The organism is Phenylobacterium ferrooxidans, from assembly GCF_042714595.1.
Classification (GTDB): domain Bacteria; phylum Pseudomonadota; class Alphaproteobacteria; order Caulobacterales; family Caulobacteraceae; genus Phenylobacterium; species Phenylobacterium ferrooxidans.
In genome coordinates, this window is record NZ_JAOTJD010000028.1 from 13,710 (window position 1) to 37,956 (window position 24,247).

The 24,247-nt window shown below is 68.9% G+C and carries 21 protein-coding genes and 1 tRNA gene; 12 read left to right on the top strand and 10 right to left on the bottom strand.

All coding sequences use genetic code 11. The features are described 5' to 3' along the window. The first annotated feature begins 208 nt into the window (after positions 1-208). On the top strand, positions 209-1,837 hold the full coding sequence (locus tag OCL97_RS14525) for an ABC-F family ATP-binding cassette domain-containing protein (RefSeq protein WP_377370637.1): 1,629 nt from the start codon (positions 209-211) through the stop codon (positions 1,835-1,837). Between the two features lie 297 nt (positions 1,838-2,134). On the opposite strand, the gene OCL97_RS14530 is transcribed toward OCL97_RS14525, so the two are convergent. Further along, the gene (locus OCL97_RS14530; protein WP_377370638.1) at positions 2,135-3,202 is read right to left on the bottom strand and encodes an aromatic ring-hydroxylating oxygenase subunit alpha; all 1,068 of its coding nucleotides are present in this window, start codon (positions 3,200-3,202) and stop codon (positions 2,135-2,137) included. 111 nt (positions 3,203-3,313) lie between these two features. Between OCL97_RS14530 and OCL97_RS14535 the strand changes: the two genes are divergently transcribed. Together OCL97_RS14535 and OCL97_RS14540 are read left to right on the top strand one after the other, a co-directional pair. Further along, complete coding sequence (locus tag OCL97_RS14535; RefSeq protein ID WP_377370639.1) at positions 3,314-4,981, top strand: NAD+ synthase; 1,668 nt, start codon at positions 3,314-3,316, stop codon at positions 4,979-4,981. 251 nt (positions 4,982-5,232) lie between these two features. Next, positions 5,233-6,201 (top strand): tetratricopeptide repeat protein, encoded by a 969-nt coding sequence (locus OCL97_RS14540; protein WP_377370640.1) that lies wholly within the window; start codon positions 5,233-5,235, stop codon positions 6,199-6,201. A 56-nt stretch (positions 6,202-6,257) separates the two neighbouring features. Here OCL97_RS14540 and OCL97_RS14545 read toward each other — a convergent pair whose 3' ends face one another. Both OCL97_RS14545 and OCL97_RS14550 read right to left on the bottom strand, forming a co-directional pair. Beyond that, the gene (locus OCL97_RS14545) at positions 6,258-6,569 is read right to left on the bottom strand and encodes a DUF6665 family protein (protein WP_377370641.1); all 312 of its coding nucleotides are present in this window, start codon (positions 6,567-6,569) and stop codon (positions 6,258-6,260) included. 65 nt (positions 6,570-6,634) lie between these two features. Beyond that, a complete protein-coding gene (locus tag OCL97_RS14550; RefSeq protein ID WP_377370642.1) occupies positions 6,635-7,237 on the bottom strand; it encodes an LOG family protein in 603 nt (200 codons plus the stop codon). Positions 7,238-7,338: 101 nt separating this feature from the next. Between OCL97_RS14550 and OCL97_RS14555 the strand changes: the two genes are divergently transcribed. Beyond that, on the top strand, positions 7,339-8,139 hold the full coding sequence (locus OCL97_RS14555) for a hypothetical protein (protein ID WP_377370643.1): 801 nt from the start codon (positions 7,339-7,341) through the stop codon (positions 8,137-8,139). Positions 8,140-8,144: 5 nt separating this feature from the next. After that, complete coding sequence (locus OCL97_RS14560) at positions 8,145-9,983, top strand: ABCB family ABC transporter ATP-binding protein/permease (RefSeq protein ID WP_377370675.1); 1,839 nt, start codon at positions 8,145-8,147, stop codon at positions 9,981-9,983. 47 nt (positions 9,984-10,030) lie between these two features. Here OCL97_RS14560 and OCL97_RS14565 read toward each other — a convergent pair whose 3' ends face one another. Both OCL97_RS14565 and OCL97_RS14570 read right to left on the bottom strand, forming a co-directional pair. Beyond that, complete coding sequence (locus OCL97_RS14565; protein ID WP_377370644.1) at positions 10,031-13,273, bottom strand: efflux RND transporter permease subunit; 3,243 nt, start codon at positions 13,271-13,273, stop codon at positions 10,031-10,033. 27 nt (positions 13,274-13,300) lie between these two features. Further along, entirely contained in the window at positions 13,301-14,371 is a 1,071-nt protein-coding gene (locus tag OCL97_RS14570; RefSeq protein WP_377370645.1) for an efflux RND transporter periplasmic adaptor subunit, read from the bottom strand. Between the two features lie 249 nt (positions 14,372-14,620). Here OCL97_RS14570 and OCL97_RS14575 point away from each other — a divergent pair, with 249 nt between their 5' ends. From OCL97_RS14575 to OCL97_RS14595, 5 genes are all read left to right on the top strand, one after another. Beyond that, positions 14,621-15,061, top strand: a complete 441-nt coding sequence (locus OCL97_RS14575; RefSeq protein ID WP_377370646.1) for a VOC family protein — start codon at positions 14,621-14,623, stop codon at positions 15,059-15,061. Then, a complete protein-coding gene (locus OCL97_RS14580; RefSeq protein ID WP_377370647.1) occupies positions 15,061-15,843 on the top strand; it encodes an SDR family NAD(P)-dependent oxidoreductase in 783 nt (260 codons plus the stop codon). The genes OCL97_RS14575 and OCL97_RS14580 overlap by 1 nt, the downstream gene beginning before the upstream one ends. Before the next feature lie 55 nt (positions 15,844-15,898). After that, on the top strand, positions 15,899-16,726 hold the full coding sequence (locus tag OCL97_RS14585) for an aldo/keto reductase (protein ID WP_377370649.1): 828 nt from the start codon (positions 15,899-15,901) through the stop codon (positions 16,724-16,726). Positions 16,727-16,868: 142 nt separating this feature from the next. Next, positions 16,869-18,245: a DUF6880 family protein gene (locus OCL97_RS14590; protein ID WP_377370650.1), complete on the top strand. Its 1,377-nt coding sequence runs from the start codon at positions 16,869-16,871 to the stop codon at positions 18,243-18,245. A 69-nt stretch (positions 18,246-18,314) separates the two neighbouring features. After that, the gene (locus tag OCL97_RS14595) at positions 18,315-18,473 is read left to right on the top strand and encodes a hypothetical protein (RefSeq protein ID WP_304776541.1); all 159 of its coding nucleotides are present in this window, start codon (positions 18,315-18,317) and stop codon (positions 18,471-18,473) included. A gap of 1 nt (position 18,474) precedes the next feature. Here the strand turns inward: OCL97_RS14595 and OCL97_RS14600 are convergent, their stop codons facing one another. Both OCL97_RS14600 and OCL97_RS14605 read right to left on the bottom strand, forming a co-directional pair. Continuing rightward, positions 18,475-19,590 carry a DJ-1/PfpI family protein gene (locus OCL97_RS14600; RefSeq protein ID WP_377370651.1) on the bottom strand — a complete coding sequence of 372 codons (1,116 nt, stop codon included), beginning with the start codon at positions 19,588-19,590 and terminating at the stop codon, positions 18,475-18,477. A gap of 8 nt (positions 19,591-19,598) precedes the next feature. Continuing rightward, a complete protein-coding gene (locus OCL97_RS14605; protein ID WP_377370652.1) occupies positions 19,599-19,733 on the bottom strand; it encodes a hypothetical protein in 135 nt (44 codons plus the stop codon). 89 nt (positions 19,734-19,822) lie between these two features. Here OCL97_RS14605 and OCL97_RS14610 point away from each other — a divergent pair, with 89 nt between their 5' ends. Next, positions 19,823-20,809: a GlxA family transcriptional regulator gene (locus OCL97_RS14610; RefSeq protein WP_377370653.1), complete on the top strand. Its 987-nt coding sequence runs from the start codon at positions 19,823-19,825 to the stop codon at positions 20,807-20,809. Here the strand turns inward: OCL97_RS14610 and OCL97_RS14615 are convergent. After that, entirely contained in the window at positions 20,806-21,546 is a 741-nt protein-coding gene (locus OCL97_RS14615) for a hypothetical protein (protein WP_377370654.1), read from the bottom strand. The two genes, OCL97_RS14610 and OCL97_RS14615, sit on opposite strands and share 4 nt — an antisense overlap. A 241-nt stretch (positions 21,547-21,787) precedes the next feature. Here OCL97_RS14615 and OCL97_RS14620 point away from each other — a divergent pair, with 241 nt between their 5' ends. After that, complete coding sequence (locus tag OCL97_RS14620; protein ID WP_377370655.1) at positions 21,788-22,894, top strand: tetratricopeptide repeat protein; 1,107 nt, start codon at positions 21,788-21,790, stop codon at positions 22,892-22,894. Between the two features lie 37 nt (positions 22,895-22,931). Here OCL97_RS14620 and OCL97_RS14625 read toward each other — a convergent pair. After that, positions 22,932-23,007, bottom strand: a tRNA-Asn gene (locus tag OCL97_RS14625). Between the two features lie 64 nt (positions 23,008-23,071). Then, a complete protein-coding gene (locus OCL97_RS14630; protein ID WP_304776553.1) occupies positions 23,072-24,112 on the bottom strand; it encodes a DUF7064 domain-containing protein in 1,041 nt (346 codons plus the stop codon). Between the last annotated feature and the right edge of the window lie 135 nt (positions 24,113-24,247).

The following is a 24,247-nucleotide window of genomic DNA, read 5'->3' on the forward strand; positions in this document are numbered from 1 at the left end:
AGGGGGCGCGCTCCGCTGTCAGAATAAGTCCGTCATCCCGGGCGACCCGCAGGGGAGAGCCGGGACCCAGGTGACTGGCTTGGCCCCTGGGTCCCGGCTCTCCGCTTCGCTGCGGCCGGGATGACGTGAAGGCTTTGCTAGTCGCGGCGATTTCCGAGATGGCGCTGAGGCTGGCCTTCGCCGCCGACCCAAGCTAGCAGACCGCCCCATGATCCGCCTCGACAATATCTCCAAGCAGAACGGCCACCAGATCCTGTTCATCGAAGCCTCGATGGGGGTCCAGAAGGGCGAAAAGGTCGGGCTGGTCGGTCCGAACGGCGCCGGCAAGACGACGCTGTTCCGCATGATCACCGGTCAGGAGCAGCCGGACGACGGACTGGTGGCGATCGATCCCGGCATGACGATCGGCTATTTCAGCCAGGATGTCGGCGAAATGTCAGGCCAGAGCGCGGTCGCCGCGGTGATGGACGGCGTCGGGCCCGTCAGCGCCCTGGCCACCGAAATGGCCAGGCTGGAGGCGGCCATGGTCGACCCGGACCAGGCCGGCGACCTGGAGGCCACCATGGAACGCTATGGCGAGGTTCTGGAGCGCTTCCAGGAACTGGACGGCTACGCCCTGGACGCGCGCGCGCGCGAGGTTCTGGCGGGTCTGAGCTTCAGCCAGGAACGCATGGATGGCGATGTCGGCCTGCTGTCGGGCGGCTGGAAGATGCGCGTGGCCTTGGCCCGCATCCTGCTGATGCGGCCCGACGGCATGCTGCTGGACGAACCCAGCAACCACCTCGACCTGGAAAGCCTGATCTGGCTTGAGGCTTTCCTGAAGAACTACGACGGCGCGCTGCTGATGACGTCGCACGATCGCGCCTTCATGAACCGCATCATCGGCAAGGTGGTGGAGATCGACGCCGGCTCGCTCATCACCTATTCGGGCGATCTCGACTTCTACGACCAGCAGCGCGCGATGGGCGAACAGCAACGCCAGGCGCGATACGAGCGCCAGCAAGCCATGCTGGCCAAGGAAATCAAGTTCATCGAGAAGTTCAAGGCGCGCGCCAGCCACGCCGCCCAGGTCCAGAGCCGGGTGAAGAAGCTCGACAAGATCGAACGCGTCGAGGCGCCGCGCCGTCGCCAGTCGGTCCAGTTCGAGTTCCGGAGCCCGCCGCGGTCGGGTGACGACGTGATCAGCCTGCGCAATGTCCACAAGGGCTACGGCGACCAGCCGATCTATGAAGGCCTCGACCTCCTGGTGCGCCGCAAGGAACGCTGGTGCGTCCTGGGCGCGAACGGCGCGGGCAAATCGACGCTGTTGAAACTCGTGGCCGGCGCCACCGCACCCGACAAGGGTACGGTCAGCACGGGCGCCAGCGTCAGGATGGGCTATTTCGCCCAGCACTCCATGGACCTGCTGGACGGCGAGGAGACGGTCTTTGAGTCCCTGGACGGCGCGTTTCCGCAGGCGGGCCAGGGGGCGTTGCGCACTCTGGCGGGGTGCTTCGGCTTCTCCGGCGACGATGTCGAAAAGCCTTGCCGCGTCTTGTCCGGCGGCGAGAAGGCGCGCCTGGTCATGGCCAAGATGTTGTTCGATCCGCCGAATCTGCTGGTCCTCGACGAGCCGACCAACCACCTCGACATGGCGACCAAGGAGATGCTGGTGGCGGCCCTGGCGGACTTTGAGGGCACGATGCTCTTCGTCAGCCACGACCGCCATTTCCTGGCGGCGCTGTCAAACCGGGTGCTGGAACTGACGCCGCAGGGCGTCCATCGCTACGACGGCGGCTATACGGAATACGTGTCCCGCACAGGCCAGGAAGCGCCGGGGCTGCACCCGGGGGCGTAGCGGGGGCGGGCTGGATGGCCCGCTGACCTTCGCAAACACCCCGCTCATCCCAGATTCATATCGGGCGGTTGGGAGTGAGCCGCCGTTCGTGTGGTTCGTGTGGTTCGTGGTCCCAATTCTTCCGGCCGCGACGCCGCGAGGCGGATCAAGATTGTCCACGAACCACACGAACCACACGAACAGGTGGCCTGCCTGACAGGTTGAAGATGAATCTAGGTGGCTGCTTCGCGGTCCCGGCCTTGACGGCTTCGCGCCGCCCTTCGGGTCGCCGGGATGAGTGGCTAATAAATCAGTGGCTTATGCGGCCAACCTCGCCTTGAGGAACCGGTGCAGGCGCCAGACGCTGGCCTCCAGGTGGCTGAGGGGGCCTGGCGTGTAGAGCGGGCTCATCACGCCTTTCTGGGCGCCTTCGCAGGCGGGGATGTCCTCGTCGTGGATGGTCATGACCTGGGCGCGGAAGCCGGCCGCGAATTCGGGGATGGCGGCGAGGTCGGGGTGGGCCAGCAGGTGGATGTTGAGGCGGAACCGGCCGTGCTCGATGGCGTCCAGTTCGTACCAGGTCGCCAGCGGCGTCCCCTCGGAGAAGAACAGCAGGGTGGTGGGGAAGATGGCGGCCACCACGAAGCCGTGGTTACCCTCGCCGGCGGGCGGGTTTTCCAGAATCGTGAACAGGTCGCCGCCCTGGCCCTCATAGGTGGTCAAGCCGGGATTGGTCTTCTGCAGGGTGCCCGCGTGGGGGCCGATGTGGTGGTAGGACTCCAGGAAGTTCTCCACCATCAGCTTCCAGTTCCAGGGGGACTCCAGACTGATGGTGTCGACCGTGACCATGTCCTGCGGGGCGAAGGGCGCGAGGCGCTCGGCCAGGGGCGCGACCTGCGGGCCCAGGGGCGGCGCCTTGCCGTCCACATTGGCGAACACCCAGCCGCCCCAGCGGGTGGTGGCGATCCTGGGCAGGTCGCAGTCGGCGCGGTCGAAGGTCTCCGAACGCTCCATGCCCGGCGCGGCGGCCAGCTTGCCGTCCAGGCCGTAGCGCCAGAGGTGGTAGGGGCAGGTCAGGGCCTTGGCGACGCCCGCGCCCTCCACCACCGGCATGCCCCGGTGTCGGCAGACCCGCGACAGGACATGGATTTCGCCAGCGGCGTCGCGGGTCACCACCAGGGGCGCGCCGCCGACATCGACGCTGCGATAGGCGCCGGGCTGCGCCAGGTCGCTCTCGCGGGCCACCGGCATCCAGCCCGCGCGGAAGACCAGGGCCTGCTCGGCGGCGAAGACCTGCGCGTCGGCGAAGGCCGCGCGGGGGAGGGCCGAGGCCCTCGGCAGGGTGTCGGACACCGCGGCATAGGCCGCCCTGGCATGGTCGCTCATCTCGCCGTCCCCGTCCATTGATTGCGCCGACGATGCCACGGCTGACCCTGGGTACGTCCAGTCAAGGTTTCCGGGGTGGCGAGGGGCGGTCGGCGCGGCTACATGACGAACATGACCCATCGTCTCGTCATCGCCGCCATCCAGGCCAACCCCACCGTCGGCGCCATCGCCGCCAACGAAAAGCTCGCTCGCGAGCGGATGGCCCAGGCCCATGCGGGCGGGGCGGACATAGCGCTGTTTTCCGAACTGTTCCTCACCGGCTATCCGCCCGAGGACCTGGCCTTGAAGCCCGCCCTGTGGGCCGCGGGCAAGGCCGCAGTCGAGCGGCTGGCGCTGTCCACCAAGGACAGCTGCGCGGCCCTGGTGGGCCTGATCTGGCCGGCTGATGGGCCCGGGCGCAGGCCACGGAACGCCCTGGCCTTCCTGGCCGACGGCGTGGTCCAGGGCGTGGCCTTCAAGTGCGACCTGCCCAACTATGGGGTCTTCGACGAGAAGCGGGTGTTCGAACCGGGCGAGGGCCCGTCGGTGTTCGAATGGAAGGGCGTCAAGCTGGGCGTGCCCGTCTGCGAGGACATCTGGGCGCCGGGCGTCTGCGCCGACCTGAAGGCCCAGGGCGCCGAGATCCTGCTGGTCCCCAACGGCTCGCCCTTCCGCCGCCTGGCTGACGCCGAGCGGATGAGCGTGGCCACCGCCCGGGTGGCCGAGACCGGCCTGCCGATGGTCTATGTCAACGAGGTGGGCGGCCAGGACGAGCTGGTGTTCGACGGCGGCTCCTTCGCGCTCTCGGCGAGCGGCGAGGTGGTCATGCGCCTGCCGATGTTCGAGGAGGCGGCGGCCAACACCGTCTGGGAGAAGGGCGACGGCGGGGTCTGGGCCTGCGTCGAGGCGCCGATGGCCGAGTGGGTGTCGGGGCCCGAAGAGGTCTACCGGGCCATGGTGCTGGGCCTGAGAGATTATGTGAACAAGTCAGGCTTCCCCGGTGTTTTGCTTGGGCTTTCCGGTGGTGTGGATTCCGCCATCGTCGCGGTGGTGGCCGCCGACGCCCTGGGTCCGGACCGGGTCCGCTGCTTCATGCTGCCGTCGCGCTACACCAGCCAGGACAGCCTGGACGACGCCGCGGGCTGCGCCCAGCGCCTGGGGGTGCGGCTGGACGAGATCGCCATCTCGCCGGCGGTGGACGCCTTCGCGGGGATGTTGACGCCGCACTTCGAGAACCGGGCGCCCGACCTCACCGAGGAGAACATCCAGGCCCGCACCCGGGGCCTGGCCCTGATGGCGCTGTCCAACAAGCTGGGCTCGATGCTGCTGACCACCGGCAACAAGAGCGAGATGGCGGTGGGCTACGCCACCCTCTATGGCGACATGTGCGGCGGCTACAACGTACTGAAGGACGTCTACAAGACCCAGGTCTACGAGGTCTGCGCGTGGCGCAACGCCAATGACCCGTACGGCGTGGCGGCCTCTCCCATCCCGGAGCGGATCCTCACCAAGGCGCCGTCGGCCGAGCTGCGGCCCGACCAGAAGGACCAGGACAGCCTGCCCGAATATGCCGAGCTCGACGCCATCCTGCACGGGCTGGTGGAGGAGGAGGCGACCCTGGACGAGATCGTGGCCCGCGGCCACGCCCCCGAGACCGTCGAGCGGGTGCAGCGGCTGCTGTACAATTCCGAATACAAGCGCCGCCAGGCCGCGCCGGGCGTGAAGATTGGCCCCCGCGCGTTTGGGCGCGATCGGCGCTATCCCATCGTGAACGGGTTCCGGGACGCGGTGACGCGGTAGCTCAAGATCCTCGCCAGCGCCCCAGCGCGATGTGGGGGGGGTGGCAGGCGGCGTAGCTGGCTGACGGAGGGGGATGGACGTCGTCCACCCCGACAGCCCGTAAACAAGAGTTAAAGTCCCCCTCAGGCGCTTCGCGCCAGCTCCCCCAAGAGGGGAGCATCTACGGACTGACCTGCGCCCCCATGCGACGCAAAGTTGCGGTTTCAAGCTTGGCTGTTATCCTGCACCCATTCTGGGTGGAGGGGTCTGAGATGGGTCTGCGTCTGATTTCGCGGCTGGCGGTTTGCGCTGGCCTGATGATGGTGTTGAGCGCCTGCGCCACCACCGTCGACATCAGCGCCCGCTTCCCGGCGCGCTACGCCGAGACCGCCAATATCCGCAAGATCGCCGTGGCCGGTTTCGACGGCTATGGCGGCCGCGAGTTTCAGTCGGCCCTGCAGGCCGAGCTGTTCGCCGCCCGGTTCGACGGCCAGCCCTATTTCACGGTGGTGGCCACCGGCGGTCCCAGCGATCCGCGCGACGCGGCCCCCTATGGCCGCTCGGTGGGCGCCCAGGGCGTGATCCTGGGCACGGTGGGCACCGACTTCAACACCTCCAGCTACCAGGGCAGCGAAAGCCGTTGCGTGCGGTGGGAGGGGGACAAGTGCAAGGAATACAAGTCCTTCCCCATCCCCTGCTGGCGCCGGACCGTGGACCTGATGGTGACGCCCAGCCTGGTGAACGTGGCCAATGGCCGGGTGGTCTATTCCGCCCAGAAGCGGGCCAGCCGCAACACCTCGTGGTGCGGGAACAACTCGCCGTCCACCGGCGACCTGGCCATGGTGACCGAGGCCCAGCGCGACATCCTGGGCGACATCCGCCGCGACATCGCCCCCTACAACACCACCCTGTCGGCCACCTTGAAGACCAAGGGCGCGGGGCTGAGCGAGGCCCTGAAGCCGCAGTTCACCGCGGCGGTGAAGGCCGCCTCCAGCGGCGACATGGCCACGGCCTGCCAGGCCTGGACCCGCATCAACGCCGCCCAGCCCGGCAACCTGGACACCGTCTATGACCTGGGGGTCTGCGCCGAGAGCGCCGGCGACTACGGCAAGGCGATGACCCTCTACCGGCAGGCCCAGAGCCTGGCGCCCGCGTCCGACAGCGCGATCGCCGAGTCCTACGCCCGCGTCCAGGACCTGGCGGCGGCCAAGGCGGCCCTGGCCCGCGGCCAGAAGAGGTAGTTGATAGAGTTCCGCGGCGACGGTGTCGTCGTCCACATGAGCAAGGCGCTGGACTCCTAGGACGCCCCCAGCCGCGTCAGCACTTCGCGGGGGATCTGGTGGTGGGCGATGACCGGGCGCTGGTCGCGAAGGCCCAGCGACTCGCGCTGGACGAAGAACATCCAGACGGCCCCGGCTGCAGCCTTGACCACGGCGTCGCGGGGCTCGGTGCGGTCCTCGCCGGCGTCCCAGGCGCGCAGGGCCTCGAGCGCCTTGATCATCTTGTTGTCCATGCGGCCGAGGGCTGCGGCGGCCTCGCCGGCCATCTCGTGCTGCAGGACATCAAAGCCGCTGTCGCGGGCCGAGGGCGCGTTGCGCTTGCTGAACATGGGCGCTCCCATTGATGCGTCGTTGGAGATTAGCCAACTCGGCGGGGGCATGGCTAGTTGCGTGCTCAGGTCATCCGCAGGACGACGCTCTCCGGGATCGGCTCTGGCGGCTGCAGGCCGCTCAGCGCCGGGATGATGTCCTCGACGCGCTCGACAGAGATCCAGCTGTCCATGAACTCCGGCGGAGTCAGGCGGGCGTCCACCGTGTGTTTGAACAGCGCGTAGAGCGGCTCCCAGAAGCCGCCGGGGCTGTAGAAGACCACCGGCTTGGCGTGCAGGTCGAGCCTGCGCCAGGACAGCAGCTCAACGATCTCTTCCAGGGTGCCGATGCCGCCGGGCAGGACGATGAAGCTGTCGGAGCGGTCAAACATGATCTGCTTGCGCTCGTGCATGGAGGACACGACGATGGTCTCCACCACGTCCAGGCGGCGTTCGCGGACCTTCAGGAAGTGGGGGATGATCCCCAGGACGTCGCCGCCGGCCTCGTGGGCCGCGATGGCGCAGGCACCCATCAGACCGACACCGCCGCCGCCATAGATCAGCTTCAGCTTCGCCGCCGCCAGATCGCGGCCGAGCTGAGCTGCGTCAGCCAGCAGCTGGGGAGCGGCGGCGTCGGAGGAGCCGCAGAACACGCAGGCGCTCGAAATGGGGGCGAGGTCTTGCCCCATGGGCGGTAAGCTCCGGAAAAGGACTCAGGTGCGCGCTGCTGACAGTTTCGGCACGCGGATTGGATTAGCTAGGGTCTGGGTTAAGGAGTTTCAAGCAAGCCGTGTTCCGCGTCCTGATTCCTATCGCCGCAGCGGGGCTGCTGAGCGCCTGCGGCGCCGAGGCGCCGCGCGTGCCCCTGGCGCCCAAGAAGGAGCCCGCGGCCGAGGCGGGCTACGTCTCGCCCCCCATGGTCAACCGCATCGAGACCACGGCGGCGGGCGTGACCCTGACCGGGTCGGCCCCGGCCGGCGCCCCGGTGCGGCTGGCCAGTCCCGACGGCGCCAGCCTCTCGGCCTCGGCCGACGGCAAGGGGGTCTGGCGCCTGACCATGGCTCCGGCTGCGACGCCGCGGCTGTTTGGCCTGTCGACCACCCAGGGCAAGCGCACGGTGCAGTCTCAGGGCTATCTGCTGCTGACGCCGGAAGGGCTGGCCTATCAGCTGCGCGCCGGCGCCGGCGCCATCCGGATCGGGGCGGTGGCGGCGCCCGCCATCACCGCCTTCGATTTCGACCGCGAGGGGGCGGCCATGGTCTCGGGGGTCGCGCCGGCGGGGACGGCGATCACCGTGCGCGCCGACGGCCGCCAGAGCGCCGACGGGCGGTCGAACGCCACCGGCGCCTTCGCCATCTCCCTGACCCAGCCGCTGACGCCCGGGGCGCACACCATCAAGATCTACAACGACGGCGCCGAGGACTCGGCGACCATCGACACTTCACCCGCGGCCTCCTTGACCGACGGGCCCTTCCGCAGCAGCCGCACGCCGGCCGGGCTGCGGGTGGACTGGATGACGCCGGGCGGCGGCGTGCAGTCCACCGTGATCATCAACCAGGTCGATATGGCAGTCGGAGTTCCTTCAAGGTGACATTCATGCACGCCGGCGGTGACCGGCGGTTCGCAACCCCCGGGGCTGTGTCGCCGCCGACGGTGACGTTCAGCTTCTGGGCGTCGATGGCCGACCTGTGGCGCCTGGTCATGCGCTCCGGCGCCGAGGGCCTGGCCTGGCGGCTGCCGGTCTCCCTGGTCATGGTGTTCGTCGGTAAGCTGGCCGGCGTGACGGCGCCGGTGATGCTGGGGGACGCCATCAACACCCTGTCGCCCGCGGCCGGTTCGGCGGTGGCGGTGGGGGCCGACTTCGTGGCCCTCGCCCTGGCCTTCGCGGGGCTGCGGCTGATCTCGTCCTGCGCCCCCTATGTGCGCGACGCCATCTTCACCACGGTCTCGCAGTCGACCATGGCCAAGGCGGCGGTGGAGACCTTCGCCCACGCCCTGGCCCTCTCGCTCGACTTCCACCAGTCCAAGCAGACCGGGATGCTGGCCCGCATCATCGACCGCGGCGCGCGCTCCACCGACTTCCTGATCCGCAGCGTGGTGTTCAACCTGGGCCCGACGGCCGTCGAGCTGGTGATGGCCCTGGTGGTGATGGTGCTGCGCCTGGACTGGCGGTTCGCGGCCACCACCTTCGTGACCATCGTCATCTACACGGTGGTGACCTTCAAGATCACCGACTGGCGGCTCAGCCACCGGCGCGAACTGAACGAGGCCGACAGCCGCTCGGCGGGTCTCTCGGTGGACGCCATGATGAACTACGAGACGGTCAAGACCTTCGGCTCGGAGACCCGCACGGTCACCCAGTACCAGGGCGCCATGGGCGCCTATGTGGTGGCCTCGGTGAAGGCCAACACCTCGCTGTCGCTGCTGAACGGCGTGCAGGCGGTGATCCTCACCATCGGCCTGGCCCTGATGACCGTGCTGGCCGGGGTGGAGGTGATGCAGGGGCGGATGCGGATCGGCGACGTCACCACCGCCATCCTGCTGCTGACCGGCATCTACCAGCCCCTGAACATGCTGGGCTTCAACTACCGGGAGATCCGCCAGGCCTTCATCGACATGGAGCAGATGGTCAGCCTCGCGGCCCTGAAGCCCGACATCGTCGATGCGCCGGACGCCCAGGACCTGCCGCCGTCGGAGGTGCACGGGGCCGATGTGGCCTTCGAGGGCGTCACCTTCCAGCATGACGCGCGCTCCACGGGCCTGCGGGAGGTGAGCTTCCACGCGCCGCCCGGGACCACCACGGCCATCGTCGGTCCCTCGGGCGCCGGCAAGACCACGGCGGTGCGCCTGGCCCTGCGGCTGATCGACCCGCAGGAGGGTCGCGTCACGATCGACGGCATGGACCTGCGCCAGGTGAAGCAGGCCTCACTGCGCCGCTCGGTGGCCCTGGTGCCGCAGGACGTGGCCCTGTTCAACGACACGGTCTACGCCAATATCGGCTTCGCGCGGCCCGACGCGACGCCGGAGGAGGTGCGCAAGGCCGCCGAGGACGCTGAGCTGGGCGCCTTCATCGACGGCCTGCCCAACGGCATGTCCACCATGGTGGGCGAGCGCGGCCTGAAGCTGTCAGGCGGCGAGCGCCAGCGGGTGGGGATCGCGCGCGCCCTGCTGGCCAATCCCCGGGTGCTGATCCTGGACGAGGCCACGAGCGCCCTGGACGGCCGCACCGAGGAGGCCATCCAGGCCACCCTGCGCAAGGTGCGGGCCGGCCGCACCACCCTGGTGGTGGCCCACCGCCTTTCGACCATCGTCGACGCCGACCAGATCGTGGTGCTGCGGCGCGGCAGGGTTGTGGAACGTGGAACCCACGCGGAACTGCTCGAGAAGGCCGGGGAGTATGCGGCCCTCTGGCGGCGGCAGACGCGGGAGCACTAGGCGTTTTCCTCCCCTGTCGCGCAGCGAACGGGGGAGGAGAGGTTGCGCTACTCTGCGGCCTTGGGCACGTCGCCGTCGTCGCCGAACACCATCTGGCGGTCGCGCGGCGGCTTCCGGCCGAGGCGGGGGCCGAGGGTGCGGTCCCAGGCCCAGCGGAAACGTTGGGCCATGATCTTTGGGGCGGCCAGCAGGACCGGCGTCAGGATCAGGGTCAGCAGGGTCGCGAAGGTCAGGCCCCAGACCACGGCGCCCGAGAGCTGCACCCACCATTCCGACCCTGGCGCCTTGTACTCGATATGGCCGCTGTGGAAGTTCGGGTGGATCTGGAACATCAGCGGCAGCAGGCCGACGACGGTGACCAGGGTGGTCAGCATCACCGGACGGAACCGCTGGGTGGCGGCCCGCACCGCGGCGTCGTCGGCCTCATAGCCCGACCGGCGAAGCTGGTAGTAGGTGTCCACCAGCACGATGTTGTGGCCCACCACGACCCCGGCCAGGGCGACGACCCCGGTGCCGAGCATGATCACCGAGATGTAGTCGAATGTGTGCAGCAGGTTGACCTGCACCCCCAGCAGCACCCCCACCGTCGACAGTGCGACCGCCGACAGGGTCACCAGCACGCCGTAGAAGCTGTTGAACTGCCAGAGCAGGATGATGCCCATCATGAAGAGCGAGGCGGCCATGGCGGTCATGAAGAAGACCGCGGCCTTCTGGCCCTCCTCGTCGGCGCCGGTGAATTTCCAGCGGACGGATGAGTCGATGGGGGCCTTCTCAAGCCAGATCTTGAGCTCCTCGATCTTCTGGTTGGCGGCGACGCCCTCCGGCGTGTTGGCCTGGATCAGCACCAGCCGCTGGCTGTCGCGCCGCTGGATGTTGATGACCTGCTGGGCCGGCACCCGCTTGACGAAATAGCTGGCGGGCACAGGGCCCTGGGCCGTGGGAATCTTCATGTTCTCGAAGGCCGCCACGTTGCGGCCCTCGGGGGCGAAGCGCACCCGGATGTCCAGTTCGTCCTCGGCGTCGTCGGGGCGGAAGCGGCCCACCAGCACGCCGCCGGTGGTGTACTGGATCGCCTGGCCGACGCTGAGCACATCGACGCCGTAGCGGCCGGCCGCCTCGCGGTCGACCGTGAGGTTCCACTCGATGCCGGGCGAGGTGCGGTTGTCCTCCAGCTCGATGAGCTGGCGGTCGGTGGCGAGCCTGGCCTTGATCATGTCGGCGGTCTTGTTCAGCTCGACAGGGTTGTTGCCGCGCAGTTCGACCTGGATGTCCTTGCCGGTGGGCGGGCCGCCCTGGGGCTCGCGGACCTCAGTCTGCATGCCGGGAATGTCGGCGACGCGTTTGCGGATCTCGTTGGCGATGTCCTTGCCGCGCAGGCCAAGTTCCTTGCGCTCCTCGTACTCCGAGAAGTCCAGGGAGATGCGGCCGATGGTGTCGTTGGGGGGGCCGTTGGGACCGCCGCCGCCGGTGGCGCCGGTGCGGACATAGACCGAGTCCACGCCCTTGACCCCGGTGAGGCGGCGCTCGACCTGGGCCACCAGGACGTCCTGGGCCTCAGGCGACATGTTGCCCCGCGCCTTGACGAAGACGTTCACGAACTCGGGGTCCTGGTCGAGGAAGAACTCGGTACGGTGCGGGGTGTTGGCGAACCACATGAAGATGCCGACGATGATCGCCAGGGTCGCGCCCATGACCCGGAAGGGGTGTTGGCCCAGATAGCTGATGTTGCGGGCGTACCAGCCCATGAAGCCGGTCATCTCGCGCGGGTCGCCGCGCTCGGATTTCTCGATCTCGGCCAGGTGCTCGGCGTCCACCGCGGCCTTGCGGGCGACGATGGACCCCAGGGCCGGGGTGAAGATCAGGGCCACGAAGATCGAGGCGCCCAGGACGAAGAACAGGGTCAGCGGCAGGAAGCTCATGAACTTCCCGGGGATCGAGTTCCAGAACATGAACGGCAGGAAGGCGCAGAGCGTCGTCAGGGTGCCGTTCAGCACCGGCCAGAACATGCGCGCCCCCGCGGCCGCGAAGGCCTCGCCCTTGGCCATGCCCTCGGCCATCTTCCGGTCGGCGTATTCCACCACCACGATGCCGCCGTCCACCAGGATCCCGACCGCCAGCACCAGGCCGAACATCACCATCTGGTTGAGGGTGATGTTCAGGGCGTTGAGCATCAGGAAGGCGATCATGAAACAGGCGGGAATGGCCAGGCCCACCATCAGCCCCTGACGGATGCCCAGGCTGGCCACGATGATCATCATCACCAGCAGGGTGGCCGACATCAGGCCGCTCTCCAGCACCACCAGGGTGCGGCCGATGAAGTCGCTCTCGTCGAAGATGTACGAGACCTTGACCGTCTCGGGCCAGCGCTTCTGTTCCTCGGCCACCACGGCCCGGACGTTCTTCACTGTCTCCAGGACGTTGGCGCCCGAGCGCTTGGAGACGTCGAGGGAATAGGCCGGCTGACCGTTGAAGCGGCTGATGAAGGCGGCTTCCTTGAAGGTTCGCCGCACGTCGCCGATGTCGCCGATGGTGATCAGCCGGTCGCCGTTCTTCTTGATCGGCAGGGACAGGATGTCGGCGGGCTTCTCCACCACGCCCGGCACCTTGACCGCGAACTTGCCCGCGCCCGAGCGCAGGTCGCCGGCGGGCACCAGCTGGTTGTTGCGGGCGATGACCTGGGAGATCTCGCCGGTGGTGACGTTGTAGGCCTCCATCCGCATGGGATCGATGGTGACCTCGAGGAACTCCTCGCGGCCGCCGCTCAGGCTGGCCTCCAGCACCCCGGGCGAGCCCTCCAGGCGGTCCTGCAGGTCGCGGGCGATGCGCACCAGCTCGCGCTCGGGGGCGGCGCCCGAGAGCACGATGCCGATGACGGGGTCGCCGGAGAAGTTGGCTTCCTCGATGATCGGTTCCTCGGCGTCAGGCGGGAACCTGCCGCGCGCCAGGTCGACCTTGGCCCGGACGTCCTCCAGGACCTTGTCCTTGTTGAAGTCGGCCTCGAACTCGAGGTTGACGATCGCCATGCCCTGACGGGCGACGGCGTTCATCTGCTTGATGCCCTCGATGCTCTGGAGCTCAGTCTCCATGGGCTTGACCAGGAGCCGCTCGGCGTCCTCGGGGCTGACCCCCGGATAGGGCACCACCACCGACACGAACGGGATGGTGATGTCGGGATTGGATTCCCGGGGCATGCCGATATAGGCCATGAATCCGAAGATGCTGGCGATCAGGGTGACGCCCAGCACGACCTTGCGCCGCTTAATCGCGCCGTCGATCAAGGGTCCGATCATCGTCTCTGTCTCCAGGGGCGCCGGCGCTTAACGCGCCGCGGCGACCCGAACCTTCTGACCTTCGGCCACGTAGGACTGGCCGACGGTGATGACGCGCACGGGACCTACGAGGCCGGCCACCCAGACGCCGGCGGCGTTCTCCTCGATCACCGTGACCGGGGCGAACGCCACCTGGTTGGTGGGCAGCACATAGCGCACACCCTGGCGGCCGGCCGAGTCCAGCACCAGGGACGAGACCGGCACCTGGTGGGCCGGGCCTGAGCCCGCGGAGATCTTGACGGTGGCCGAGAGGCCGGAGCGCACGCTCATGTTCGGGTTCGCCACGGCCACCTCCGCGCGATAGGTGCGGGTCTGCGGGTCAGCGTCGCGCGACAGATAGCGGACGCGGCCGTTCAGGCGCTCACCCGACAGGAGGACGGCGGTGGCCGGCGCGCCGACGCGCAGCTTGCCGGCTTCGCTTTCCGGCAGGTCGCCGACGACCAGCAGCGGGTTCAGTTCGATCATGGTCCCGCAGGGCTGGCCCGGCGAGAGGTAGGCGCCGATCTCGGCGTCGCGCTTGTCGAAGACGCCGGAGAAGGGCGCGCGGATGTTCATCTGCTCGACGCCGATCTCGGCCTGGCGCACCAGGGCCGCGGCGTTGTCGAGGTTGGCCTGGTCCTGCAGGACCTGGGTCTGGGAACGGAAGCCCTTCTTGGCCAGCTCCACCGAGGCCTGCTGGCTGAGCTGGCGCGAGCGCAGATTGGCGCGGGCCTGGTCGAGGCTGGCCTGGCGGGCGTCGATGTTCAGACGGCAGAGGACCGCGCCCTTGGCGACGAAGCTGCCCTCGGTGGCGGGGGTGGAGGCCACGGTGCCGGCCGACTCCGACTTCACCACCACGGTGCGCGCGGACTCCGTGCGGCCGCGGATGACCACTTCGTAGCCGTGCTGACTCTCAGGAGCCAGGACAACCTGGACGGACGGCAGGGCCTGGGCGGTCCCGGTCTTGGCCTCGGCGCCCGCCTTCTTGTCACCGCCGCCGAAGATCGTGCCGATGATGAAATAGAGCGCGACAAGGAGCCCGATGCCGGCCGCAAACAGGTAAGAAGATTTAACGCGCATACAGCCGTGTCCCCGAGCGCAGCAGTCGTTTGGCGACCGCTCATGAATCGGTCGCTCACCCCAGTCCTACGTAGATAGGTTGCAGCGGCTTTTGATGCCACCGTTCTGCCAGCGCAAATGAAATCGCGGACAGGATGTTGTAAGGGCGCATATTGTGCCCGCGAAGACGCAGGATCGCGGCACGACCTTGCCCCTTTGGGACAGGCTGCGCCAGCGCCTACCCTGGATTGAATCAGAGAGAACCGTCCGATGAAGTACCTCCACACCATGGTCCGCGTCGCCGACCTCGATGCGTCGCTGGCCTTCTATTGCGACAGCCTGGGCCTGAAGGAGGTCAGCCGCGTGGAGAACAAGGGGGGCCGGTTCACCCTGGTCTTCCTGTGCGCCCCGGGGGACGAGGAGGCGGCCAGGAGCGCGCGCGCGCCCACCGTCGAGCTGACCTACAACTGGGACCCCGAGGACTATCAGGGCGGCCGCAATTTCGGGCACCTGGCCTATGCCGTCGACGACATCTACGAGACCTGCGCCCGGCTGCAGGCCGGTGGGGTGACCATCAACCGGCCGCCGCGTGACGGCCACATGGCCTTTGTCCGCTCGCCGGACGGCATCTCGGTGGAGCTGCTGCAGGCGGGAGCGGCCAAGGCGCCGGCCGAACCCTGGGCCTCCATGCCCAACGTCGGCGCCTGGTGATGGGAGAGCGGCTCGCGGGGCGGACGGCCCTGGTCACTGGCGCGGCCGGCGGCATCGGCCTGGCCTGCGCCGAGGCCTTCGCCGCCGAGGGCTGCGACCTGGCCCTCATCGACATCGACGAGAAGCGTCTGGCGGCCGCCGCCAGAGACCTTGCCAAGCGCTCGGGCCGGACGGTTCACGCCGTGCCCTGCGACGTGTCCGACGCCGCTCTGGCGCAGAAGGCGGTGATCCGGTCGGCGGCCCTGCTGAGCCGCATCGACATCCTGGTCAACAACGCCGGCATCCTGGCGGCCGGCGACATCCTGGACTGCGAGCTGGAGGACTTCGACCGGGTAATGGCGGTGAACCTGCGCGCGCCCTTCGTGATCGGCCAGACCGTGGCGCGGCATATGGTCGATGCGAAGATCAAGGGCTCGATCATCAACATGTCCTCGGTCAACGCTGTCCTCGCGATCCCCAACCAGCTCGCCTATGTGACCTCCAAGGGCGGCATCTCGCAGCTCACCAAGTCCATGGCGCTCGCCCTGGCGCCGCACGGCGTCCGGGTCAACGCCATCGGTCCGGGCACCATCTCCACCGACATCCTCAAGGGCGTGATGGAGAACGACGACGCGCGCCGCAGGGCGCTGGCGCGCACGCCCCTGAAGCGGTTCGGCGAGCCGTCCGAGGTCGGCAGCGTCGCAGTGTTCCTGGCCAGTGAGGACGCGTCCTACATGACGGGCCAGACACTCTATCCGGACGGCGGTCGCCTGGCGCTGAACTATACGGTGGCGGTGGATTGACCCGGGGCCGGGGCGGCCTATGTCAGTCAGCCACCCCTCGCCGCCGGAGCTTCCCATGACCGCCCAGACCTTCCTGAAGCTCAATGACGACCGGCTGATGCCCCAGGTGGGCCTGGGGGTCTGGCAGAGCCCGGCCGACACCACCGCCGACACGGTCGCCACGGCCATCGAGGCGGGCTACCTGGCCATCGACACGGCCTCGGCCTACCGCAACGAGGCCGGGGTGGGGGAGGGCGTCAAGCGTTCGGGCGTCGCCCGCGACAAGCTCTTCATCACCACCAAGCTCTGGAACGAGAACCAGGGCTATGACGCGGCCCTGGCGGCCTTCGACAAGAGCCTGGAGCGCCTCGGCCTGGACTATGTCGACCTCTACCTGATCCATTGGCCGGCCCCGACCCAGGACCTCTATCTCGACAGCTGGAAGGCGCTCGTGCGCCTGCGGGAGGAGGGCCGGGCGAAGTCCGTCGGCGTCTCCAACTTCAAAATTCCGCACCTGGAACGCATCATCGGTGAGACCGGCGTGACCCCGGCCGCCAACCAGATCGAACTGCATCCGCGTTTCCAGCAGCCGGAGCTGCGCGCCTTCCATGCCGAGACGGGGATCATCACCACCTCCTGGAGCCCGCTGGGTCAGGGCAAGCTGCTGGAGGATCCGGTGATCGCGGGAATCGCCGCCAAGCACGGCAAGACCCCGGCCCAGGTGATCATCCGCTGGCACGTGGACCTTGGCCTCACGGTCATTCCGAAGTCCGTGACCCCGGCGCGGATCGTGTCGAACCTCGACGTCTTCGGTTTTTCCCTGGACTCCGCTGATCTCGCGGCCATCGAGGCCCTGCACGCGCCCGACGGTCGGATCGGGCCCGACCCCGCCAAGTTCGGCTAGGCGCGTCGCGGTCGGGCCCTTCGGGGGGGCCGCCTCACCTCTTTGTCTGGGCGAGCTTCAACGGCCGAGTCGGCATACTCAGACCTAAGTCCGGCCCTCAGCGTTAAAGGATGGGTGCGGATCGCCGCATACGGAGTTTGGCTTGAAGCGTCCCGGATCGCGCAAGACCGTCACCGCCGCCAACCTGGCCGACCTTGGCGCCGAGCGGCTGGCTGAAATTCTGTTGGAGGTGGCCGAGGCCCAGCCCACCATCAAGCGCCGGCTGCGCATGGAGCTCGCCGGCGAGGTCGGGCCGGAGGACCTGGCCACCGAGATCGCCAAACGACTGACGGCCATCGAGACCCGGCGCTCGCGGGTGCACTGGCGAAAGTACAAGGAGTTCGTCCGCGACCTGTCTCTGCAGCGGGCGATGATCACCGGCAAGATGGCCGAGAAGAAGCCGGCCCTGGCCCTGGAATTCCTCTGGCGTTTCCTCGACATGGCCGAGGGCGTGCTGCGCCTGACCAAGGACGAGAAGGGCGAGGTGGAGGCGGTGTTCCTGGCCGCCGTCGAGGACCTCGGGCCTATCGCGGTCAGCGCCAGGGGTTCTACGACGGCCCTGGCCGAGCGCGCCTTCCAGGCCCTGGAGACCGACGAGGACGAGATCTTCGTGCGGCTGGTGGAGATCATCCTGCCGGCCCTCGACGCCGAGGGGATCGCGCGGCTGCGGCAGCTGCTGGAGGCCGCCATCGCCCAACGCGGCCGCCCCAAGCCGGCCCTGCGGACCGCCGTCCAGACCCTGGCCGACGCCCAGGGCGACGTGGACGGCTTCATCGCCACCATCACCGCCAGCGAGGCCCTGCAGCCCTGGACCGGCGCCCAGATCGCCAGCCGGCTGACCGCCGCCGGCCGTGCGCCCGAGGCCCTGGCGGCCCTCAAGCGCTCGGCGCCGCCCGCCTTCGCCGATGTGGCCCGCTCCCAGGCCCGTGTGGTGGCCTCCGCGCCCAGCCTGAAGGCGTGGGAGGACGCCTATCTCGACGCCCTGGAGGCCGACGGCCAGGCCCAGGTCGCCCAGGCCGTGCGCTGGACCGCCTTCGAGCAGCGGCTCTCAGCCGACCGCCTGCGGGCCTATCTCAAGCGCCTGCCCGACTTCGACGACGTGGTGGCCGAGGACAAGGCCATGGCCTTCGTCGCGACCTTCAAGAGCTTCCCCGCCGCCCTGCGCTTCCTCCTGGCCTGGCCGGCGGCGAGTCAGGCCGCCGCCCTGGTCCTGGCCCGCAGCGAAGAGATCGACGGCGACGACTACGAGGGGGTGGAGGCCGCGGCCCTGGCCCTGGAGGGTCGCTATCCCCTGGCCGCCTCTCTGCTCTACCGGGCCATGATCACCCGGTCCCTGAGGTTCAACCGCCGCGACCGCTTCGCCGACGCCGAGCGCTGGATCGCCGACCTGGGTGCGCTGGCGCCCCAGATCGCGGAGTTCGGTGAATTCGAGACCCATTCCGACTTTGTGGGTCGGATGGGACGCCATCCACAGGCGTGACGCCTCAGGCGGCCGCATACGCCCGGATCGGGCCTTGCGGCGCGCGGGTTCGTGGCGCAGAGACGCGCCATGGCGATGCAGAAACGACGGATTGATCGCGCTCAGCGGTTTCGGGCGCGGCGGGTCTGGTGGGAACGCCACGGCTCCTTCGCGCGAGGCCTGCTCACCGGGACCCTCCTGACCCTGCTGGCTGTCTGGCTTACCAAGATCGCGATGGCGACCTTCTAGCTCAGCGCGCGCCCGCGCGGGGCGTGTTGTATTCCAGGCCCAGCATCGCCAGGCGCGCCGTCGCCGGACCGTAGCGCTTGCCTATGGCCGCAAGGCTTCCATCGATCTCCGCGGCGGGCGTCGGGTGCGCCGCCAGGACGTGGCGTCCCGCCCTGGGCTCGGCGTCGGGCAGGATGGCCAGGCCGCGGCGCGAACGCACGGCGGCCTGGCCGGGCCGGGTGGTCACCACCCTGGTGCGGAAGGTGCGCGACCAGGTGTCGGTGCGCAGGGCCAGGGCCACCTCGTCTGTCCCGTTGGCGACCGGGGCTTCCACCGTCTCATGGGCCCAGAAGGCCGCAAGGGTCCAGAGGCCGTGGCCATAGTCAGCGGTGGTGACCTGGAAGTCGGCGGTGCGGTGGGCTGGCCCCCATTCCGCGACCCCGACCCGGTCGGCCGTGGCTCTGGCGGTCGGACGGCCGGCGATGGCCTCAACCAGGGCCAGGGTGGCCGGGATCGAGGCTGTCACCCCCGTGGTGGAGATGATCGGCCCGTCCTGCACATAGCGGCGATCGCGGACCCAGGTGGTGTCGGGATAGGCCTTGGCCAGCCCTTTGAGCGCCGACCAGTGGGTGGTCGCCCGGCGGCCTTCCAGCAGGCCGGCATGGGCCAGCACCCGGGCGCCTTCGCAGATGGAGACGATGACGGCCCCCTTGGCGGCCTGAGCCCTTAGCCAGGCGGCCAGTTCGGGGCTCTTGGGCTTCATCTGGGCGGGCACGATGATGATGTCGGCGCCAGCGGGCTCCGCCCGGTCGAACGCGCCCGTGGTCTGGTCGGCCAGGATCTTCAGGCTGGGCATCAGCTGGATGGGACCGGCGGCGGTGGCGACGCTGCGCACCTCGGCGACCCCGGACTCCTTCAGGACGCCGTAGGGGACGGCGAAGTCGGTGGTCTCGGCGCCGGCGTTGTCGGCCAGGACCACCACCAGCGGCCTGGCCCGACCCGCCTTGGGAGCGGGAAGGGTCAGGCCGTCAGGCTGGACAAGCGCCACGCTCGACCCGACCGCCGCGAAGGGCGCCACGGGCGTCAGGAAGGCGAGGGTCGCGGCGGTGGCCGCGGCGGCAAGGGCGAGGGTGCGCATGTCAGGCTTCAGCGGTCTTCGGTGCAGGCCGGCGCGCTGGCTTGGGCCGGCGCGTTGCAGGCGCAGCTTTCACCGCAGGCGCAGGCGGGACCGCAGGCGCAGGGCTGGCAGGTGCAGCTGTCGTTGGAGCAGGGGTTCGTCATGGGAGATGTCCTTCATCAGGGTTGTTGATGAGCGGACCCTAGGCGTCGAAAACGCTGGCGGAAATGTCATTGATGCCGCATATTACGCCATGACCTCGAAAAACTCCACGCCCAGAAACATCGTCCTGATCGGCTACGACGGGGCCCAGTCCCTTGATCTCGTTGGTCCGCTGGAAGTGTTCGCCATGGCCAACCGCTATGCCGGCGCCCAGGCCTACAACATCATCCTGGCGTCCCTGGAGGGCGGGACCATCACCTGCAATTCCGGTCTTCGCTTGGCTGACTTCACGCCGATCGCCGACCTGCCCGCCGGACTGGACACCGTCCTGGTGGCCGGTGGCGATGAGACCGGCCTGCTCTCCATGCGCGGCAGCGGGCTTACAGAGTGGCTGCAAGCCCGGCGCGACAAGATCCGTCGGATCGGCAGCGTGTGCTCCGGCGCCTTCGTGCTGGCCGAGGCGGGCCTGCTGGACGGCCGGCGCGCCACCACCCACTGGGACTCCTGCAACGAGATGCGCAGCTTCCGCCCCCAGGTGCGGCTGGAGCCGGACGCCATCTTCGTGGCCGACCCGCCCTTCTACACCTCCGCCGGGGTGACCGCCGGGATCGACCTGTGCCTGGCCTTCGTGGAGGCCGACCTGGGGGCCGAGGTCGCCCTGGCCGTGGCGCGGAACCTGGTGCTCTTCATGCGCCGTCCGGGCGGCCAGACCCAGTTCAGCGCCGGCCTGGGGGTGCAGGCCGCCGCGACGCCGCGCCTGCGAACCCTGATCGCCGAGATCACCGCTGATCCCTCCGGCGACCTCAGCCTGCCGGAACTGGCCCGTCGCGCGGGCATGACCGAACGCACCTTCTCCCGCGTCTTCCAGAAGGAGACGGCGACCACGCCGGCCGCCTTCGTGGAGCTCGCCCGCGTCGACCGGGCCAAGGCCCTGCTGGAAACCTCGGACTGGCCCCTGGCGCGGGTGGGGGAGCGCTCAGGCTTCGGCAGCCTGGACGGCCTGCACCGGGCCTTTCAGAAGCGCGTGGGGATAACCCCGGGGGAATATCGCCAGCGGTTCGGGCGGGTGGCGGCCTAACGCCCCTTCCGCAGCATCGCCAGGGCCTCGGCCACCAGCGCCAGAGCCGCGCCGGCGGCCAGCCAGGCGGCGACAGGCTTGTCAGCCTGCTCGGCGACATAGACCGCGATCAGGCCCCAGGCGATGGGCGCGAGATAGACCGGCGAGCGGAGCCGCCAGCCGACGAAGCCGCCCACGGTCAGGACCACGGTGATGCCGATCATCGCCCAGGTGAGGTCGGGGCCAATGATTCCCTCGGCCGTCAGGACGGTCAGGATGTTGATGGCCGAGGCGATGGTCAGCCAGCCGGCCAGCAGGGAAAGCGGCCAGACGATCAACAGCTTGTCGCGGGTCGGAGGCTGCGGCGCGGCGGCTCGGGCGCGCATGAGGCCCCAGATCAGGGTCGCAGCCGAGACCACGATGATCGCCACGCTCAGCCACTGGGCATTGAAGGCCGACGCGAGGATCCAGGCGCCGCAGCCGGCGATGGCCACCGCCGAGGGCCAGGCCAGGGCTTGCAGGGTCGGGCTCTCGGGCGCGACGGAGACCTGGTAGAGGGCGTAGACCGCCAGGCCCAGATAGATGAGGCCCCAGATGGAGAAGGCGTAGCCCGCGGCCCGTAGGGTCTGGTTTCCCTGTCCGGCGAACTCGGCGGCCGAGAGCCCGATGTCCTGGGTCGCCTGGACGGCCGGTATCGCGATCGCGACCCCCACGGCCAGCAGCACCATGAGGCTTCGTCCGAGGGGGCGTTCAGTCATGTCATGGCTCCGCTTGAACCCTTGGGGGTGAGGAAAGGCGGGGGCCCGGCTCTCCGCCCGCTTCCCGATCTAGCACGAAGGCGGTGATCGCAGGGCATCGCGATCGGGGAGCGCGGCGCGACGGTTTGGGTTCCATCGGCGGCCGCAAGCTTCACCTTGGCCTTGGGCCGGGACGGGCGATGTGATCTTCTCCCTCCGCCAGTTTCGGCGCGCCGGGCCAGGGGATTTGATGCGTCCATCCATGATGACCTTGATTGATCCGGGGACGGGCCGCCTGCTGGCCCAGGCCATCGCCGACCTGGAGGCTGACCGCCTGGTTCAGGCCGAGCAGGGCCTGCGCCGGGTTCTCCTGGCCGCGCCGAAGTCCTCCGAAGCTCGCCACCGCCTAGGTCAGTTGCTCTATCGAACCGGGCGCTACTCCCAGGCCGAGGCCGAACTGCGCCGCGCCCTGGCGATCGCGCCGACCCCTGAGACGCGGCTGGGCCTCGGCCTGACGTTGATGGCCCAGGGCCAGTATCCGGAGGGCTGGGCTCTCTATGGCGCTCGTCACGAGATCGCGGCGAAGGGCCTGCCGAGACCGCAGGACTTTCCGCATCCCGAATGGCGTGGTGAGGACCTCAACGGCAAACACATCGTGATCTTCCCGGAGCAGGGCTTCGGCGATCAGATCCAGTTCGCCCGCTTCACGCCCCAGCTCCAGGCGCTCGGCGCCGACGTCACCCTGCTGTGCCGGCCCACCTTGGAGCGGCTGTTCGCCCACAGCTTCCCGGACGCCCGGGTCCTGGCCGCGGCGGGGGCGGTGGAGTTTCCCGATCCTGACTACTGGGTCATGGCGGGCGGCCTGCCGGCGCCGCTCGGGACCACGCTCGAGACCCTGCCGGCGCAACCCTATCTCACCACGCCTTCCACCTGGCCGACCCTGCCGCCGGGTCTGAAGATCGGCCTGGCCACCCGGGGCAGCCCCACCAACGGCAATGACCGCCACCGGTCGCTGACGCCGGAACAGGCCGCCGAACTCACCGCCGTTCTGCCGGGCCAGGTGATCGACCTGGACCCCGTCGTGAGCGGGGCGCGGGACTTCGCCGACACCGCGGCCCTGATCGCCCAACTCGATCTGGTGGTGACGGTCGACTCCTCCATGGCCCACCTGGCCGGGGGCATGGGCAAGCCGTGCTGGGTGATGCTGTCGGTCCTGGGGGTCGACTGGCGTTGGCTGGACCGGGCCACGGACAGCCCCTGGTATCCGAGCGTGCGCCTGTACCGCCAGGGGGCCGACCATGCCTGGGGACCGGTGATCGCCGCGATCGGCGCGGACCTGGCGCGGGGGGAGATCGGCGGGGGGAGATAGGGTGAGGGCCGCACCTTGGATGGGCGGCGGTTCCAACTGGCTCCCGGAGCAGGACTCGAACCTGCGACAAGTCGGTTAACAGCCGACTGCTCTACCAGCTGAGCTATCCGGGATCACCGTTGGAGGCGGGCGTATACGATGGCCCGCGCGTCGGTGCAAGTCGATCTGAGCGCTCTTTCAGTACCCCGCGGTTTTGCCGTTCGGCTGGCCGTCGATGATCTGGTCGAGGTACTCGCTCAGGCCGTAGCCCACGAGGTCGCCGCAACGGTATTGCGTCATGCCCTCGGTGATGCGGGTCTGCAGCTCCTGGCCGTCCGGCGTGGTGCGGCGGTTGCGCAGGGGGATGAGGGACATGACCTTGCCCGTCACCTCATAGCTCTTGCCGCCCTCGGTCTTCACCTTGGCGCGCAGGGCGGTCTGGTAGCCGCGCTCGTCCCAGTCTGAGTCGATCACGCACTCGGAAATCAGGTCATAGGCCCCGTCGGCGAACACCATGCCGCCCTGGCGGGCGCCGCCCTTGCCGTCGCCGATCACCGACAGCATCATCCCGAAGTCGCGGCCGAAGTTCATCGGGCACCAGCGATACCAGTCGATGGCCTGCCAGTGGCGCGGGCCCCAGGACTTGTCGCGCAGGCCGTAGCCCTGGATCTCGAAGCGCTCGTCGCCGATGGTGAAGGCGCCCTTGGCCGAGCAGTGCTGTTCGTAATGGGCCTTGGCGAAGGACTTTTCCGGATCGATCTCGATCGGGACCCCGTCCTCGCGCACCGTCTCGCCGCCGTACATCGGCGAGACGCCCTCGTAGTCGAGGCTGATGGTGCAGGGGAGGGAGGGATTGTCGCGGAACGCCTTTTTCGGGTCCGCCATCTCGTGGGGCCGCTCGAGAATCAGCGCCTTGCCCGAATAGGTCACCCGCAGGTGCTTGAAGGGCTCGATCACCTCGACCTTGAGCCCCCCGGCGTTCATCTCCGAATTGTCGCTGATGGCGGGCCGGGCGAACATGAAGCCCACCCGCCCGTCGGGCAGGTAGAGGCAGATGGTCATCTCGGCATAGTGCTCATTGGCGCGGTTGCCGATGCGGAACCAGCCGCCGGTCTTCGATCTAGGATCGAAGACATTGAAGTACATGCTTTCGTTGTAGTTTTTCACGTCACCCGGATCGTGGGTGAACTCGTCCTGGGGTTCCAGACGGGTCTTGAATCCGGTCGGGGCCTTGGCCATGGCGCATCCTCCACACACGATTTTGGGAGGAGCCTGCGCGCCTTGACGCCGGGGCCGCCAAGCCAATCCGCCGGTCGGCCAAAAAAAGAGCCCGGCCGAGGCCGGGCTGTGAAGTGGTGATGGTGGGGTGTCTTC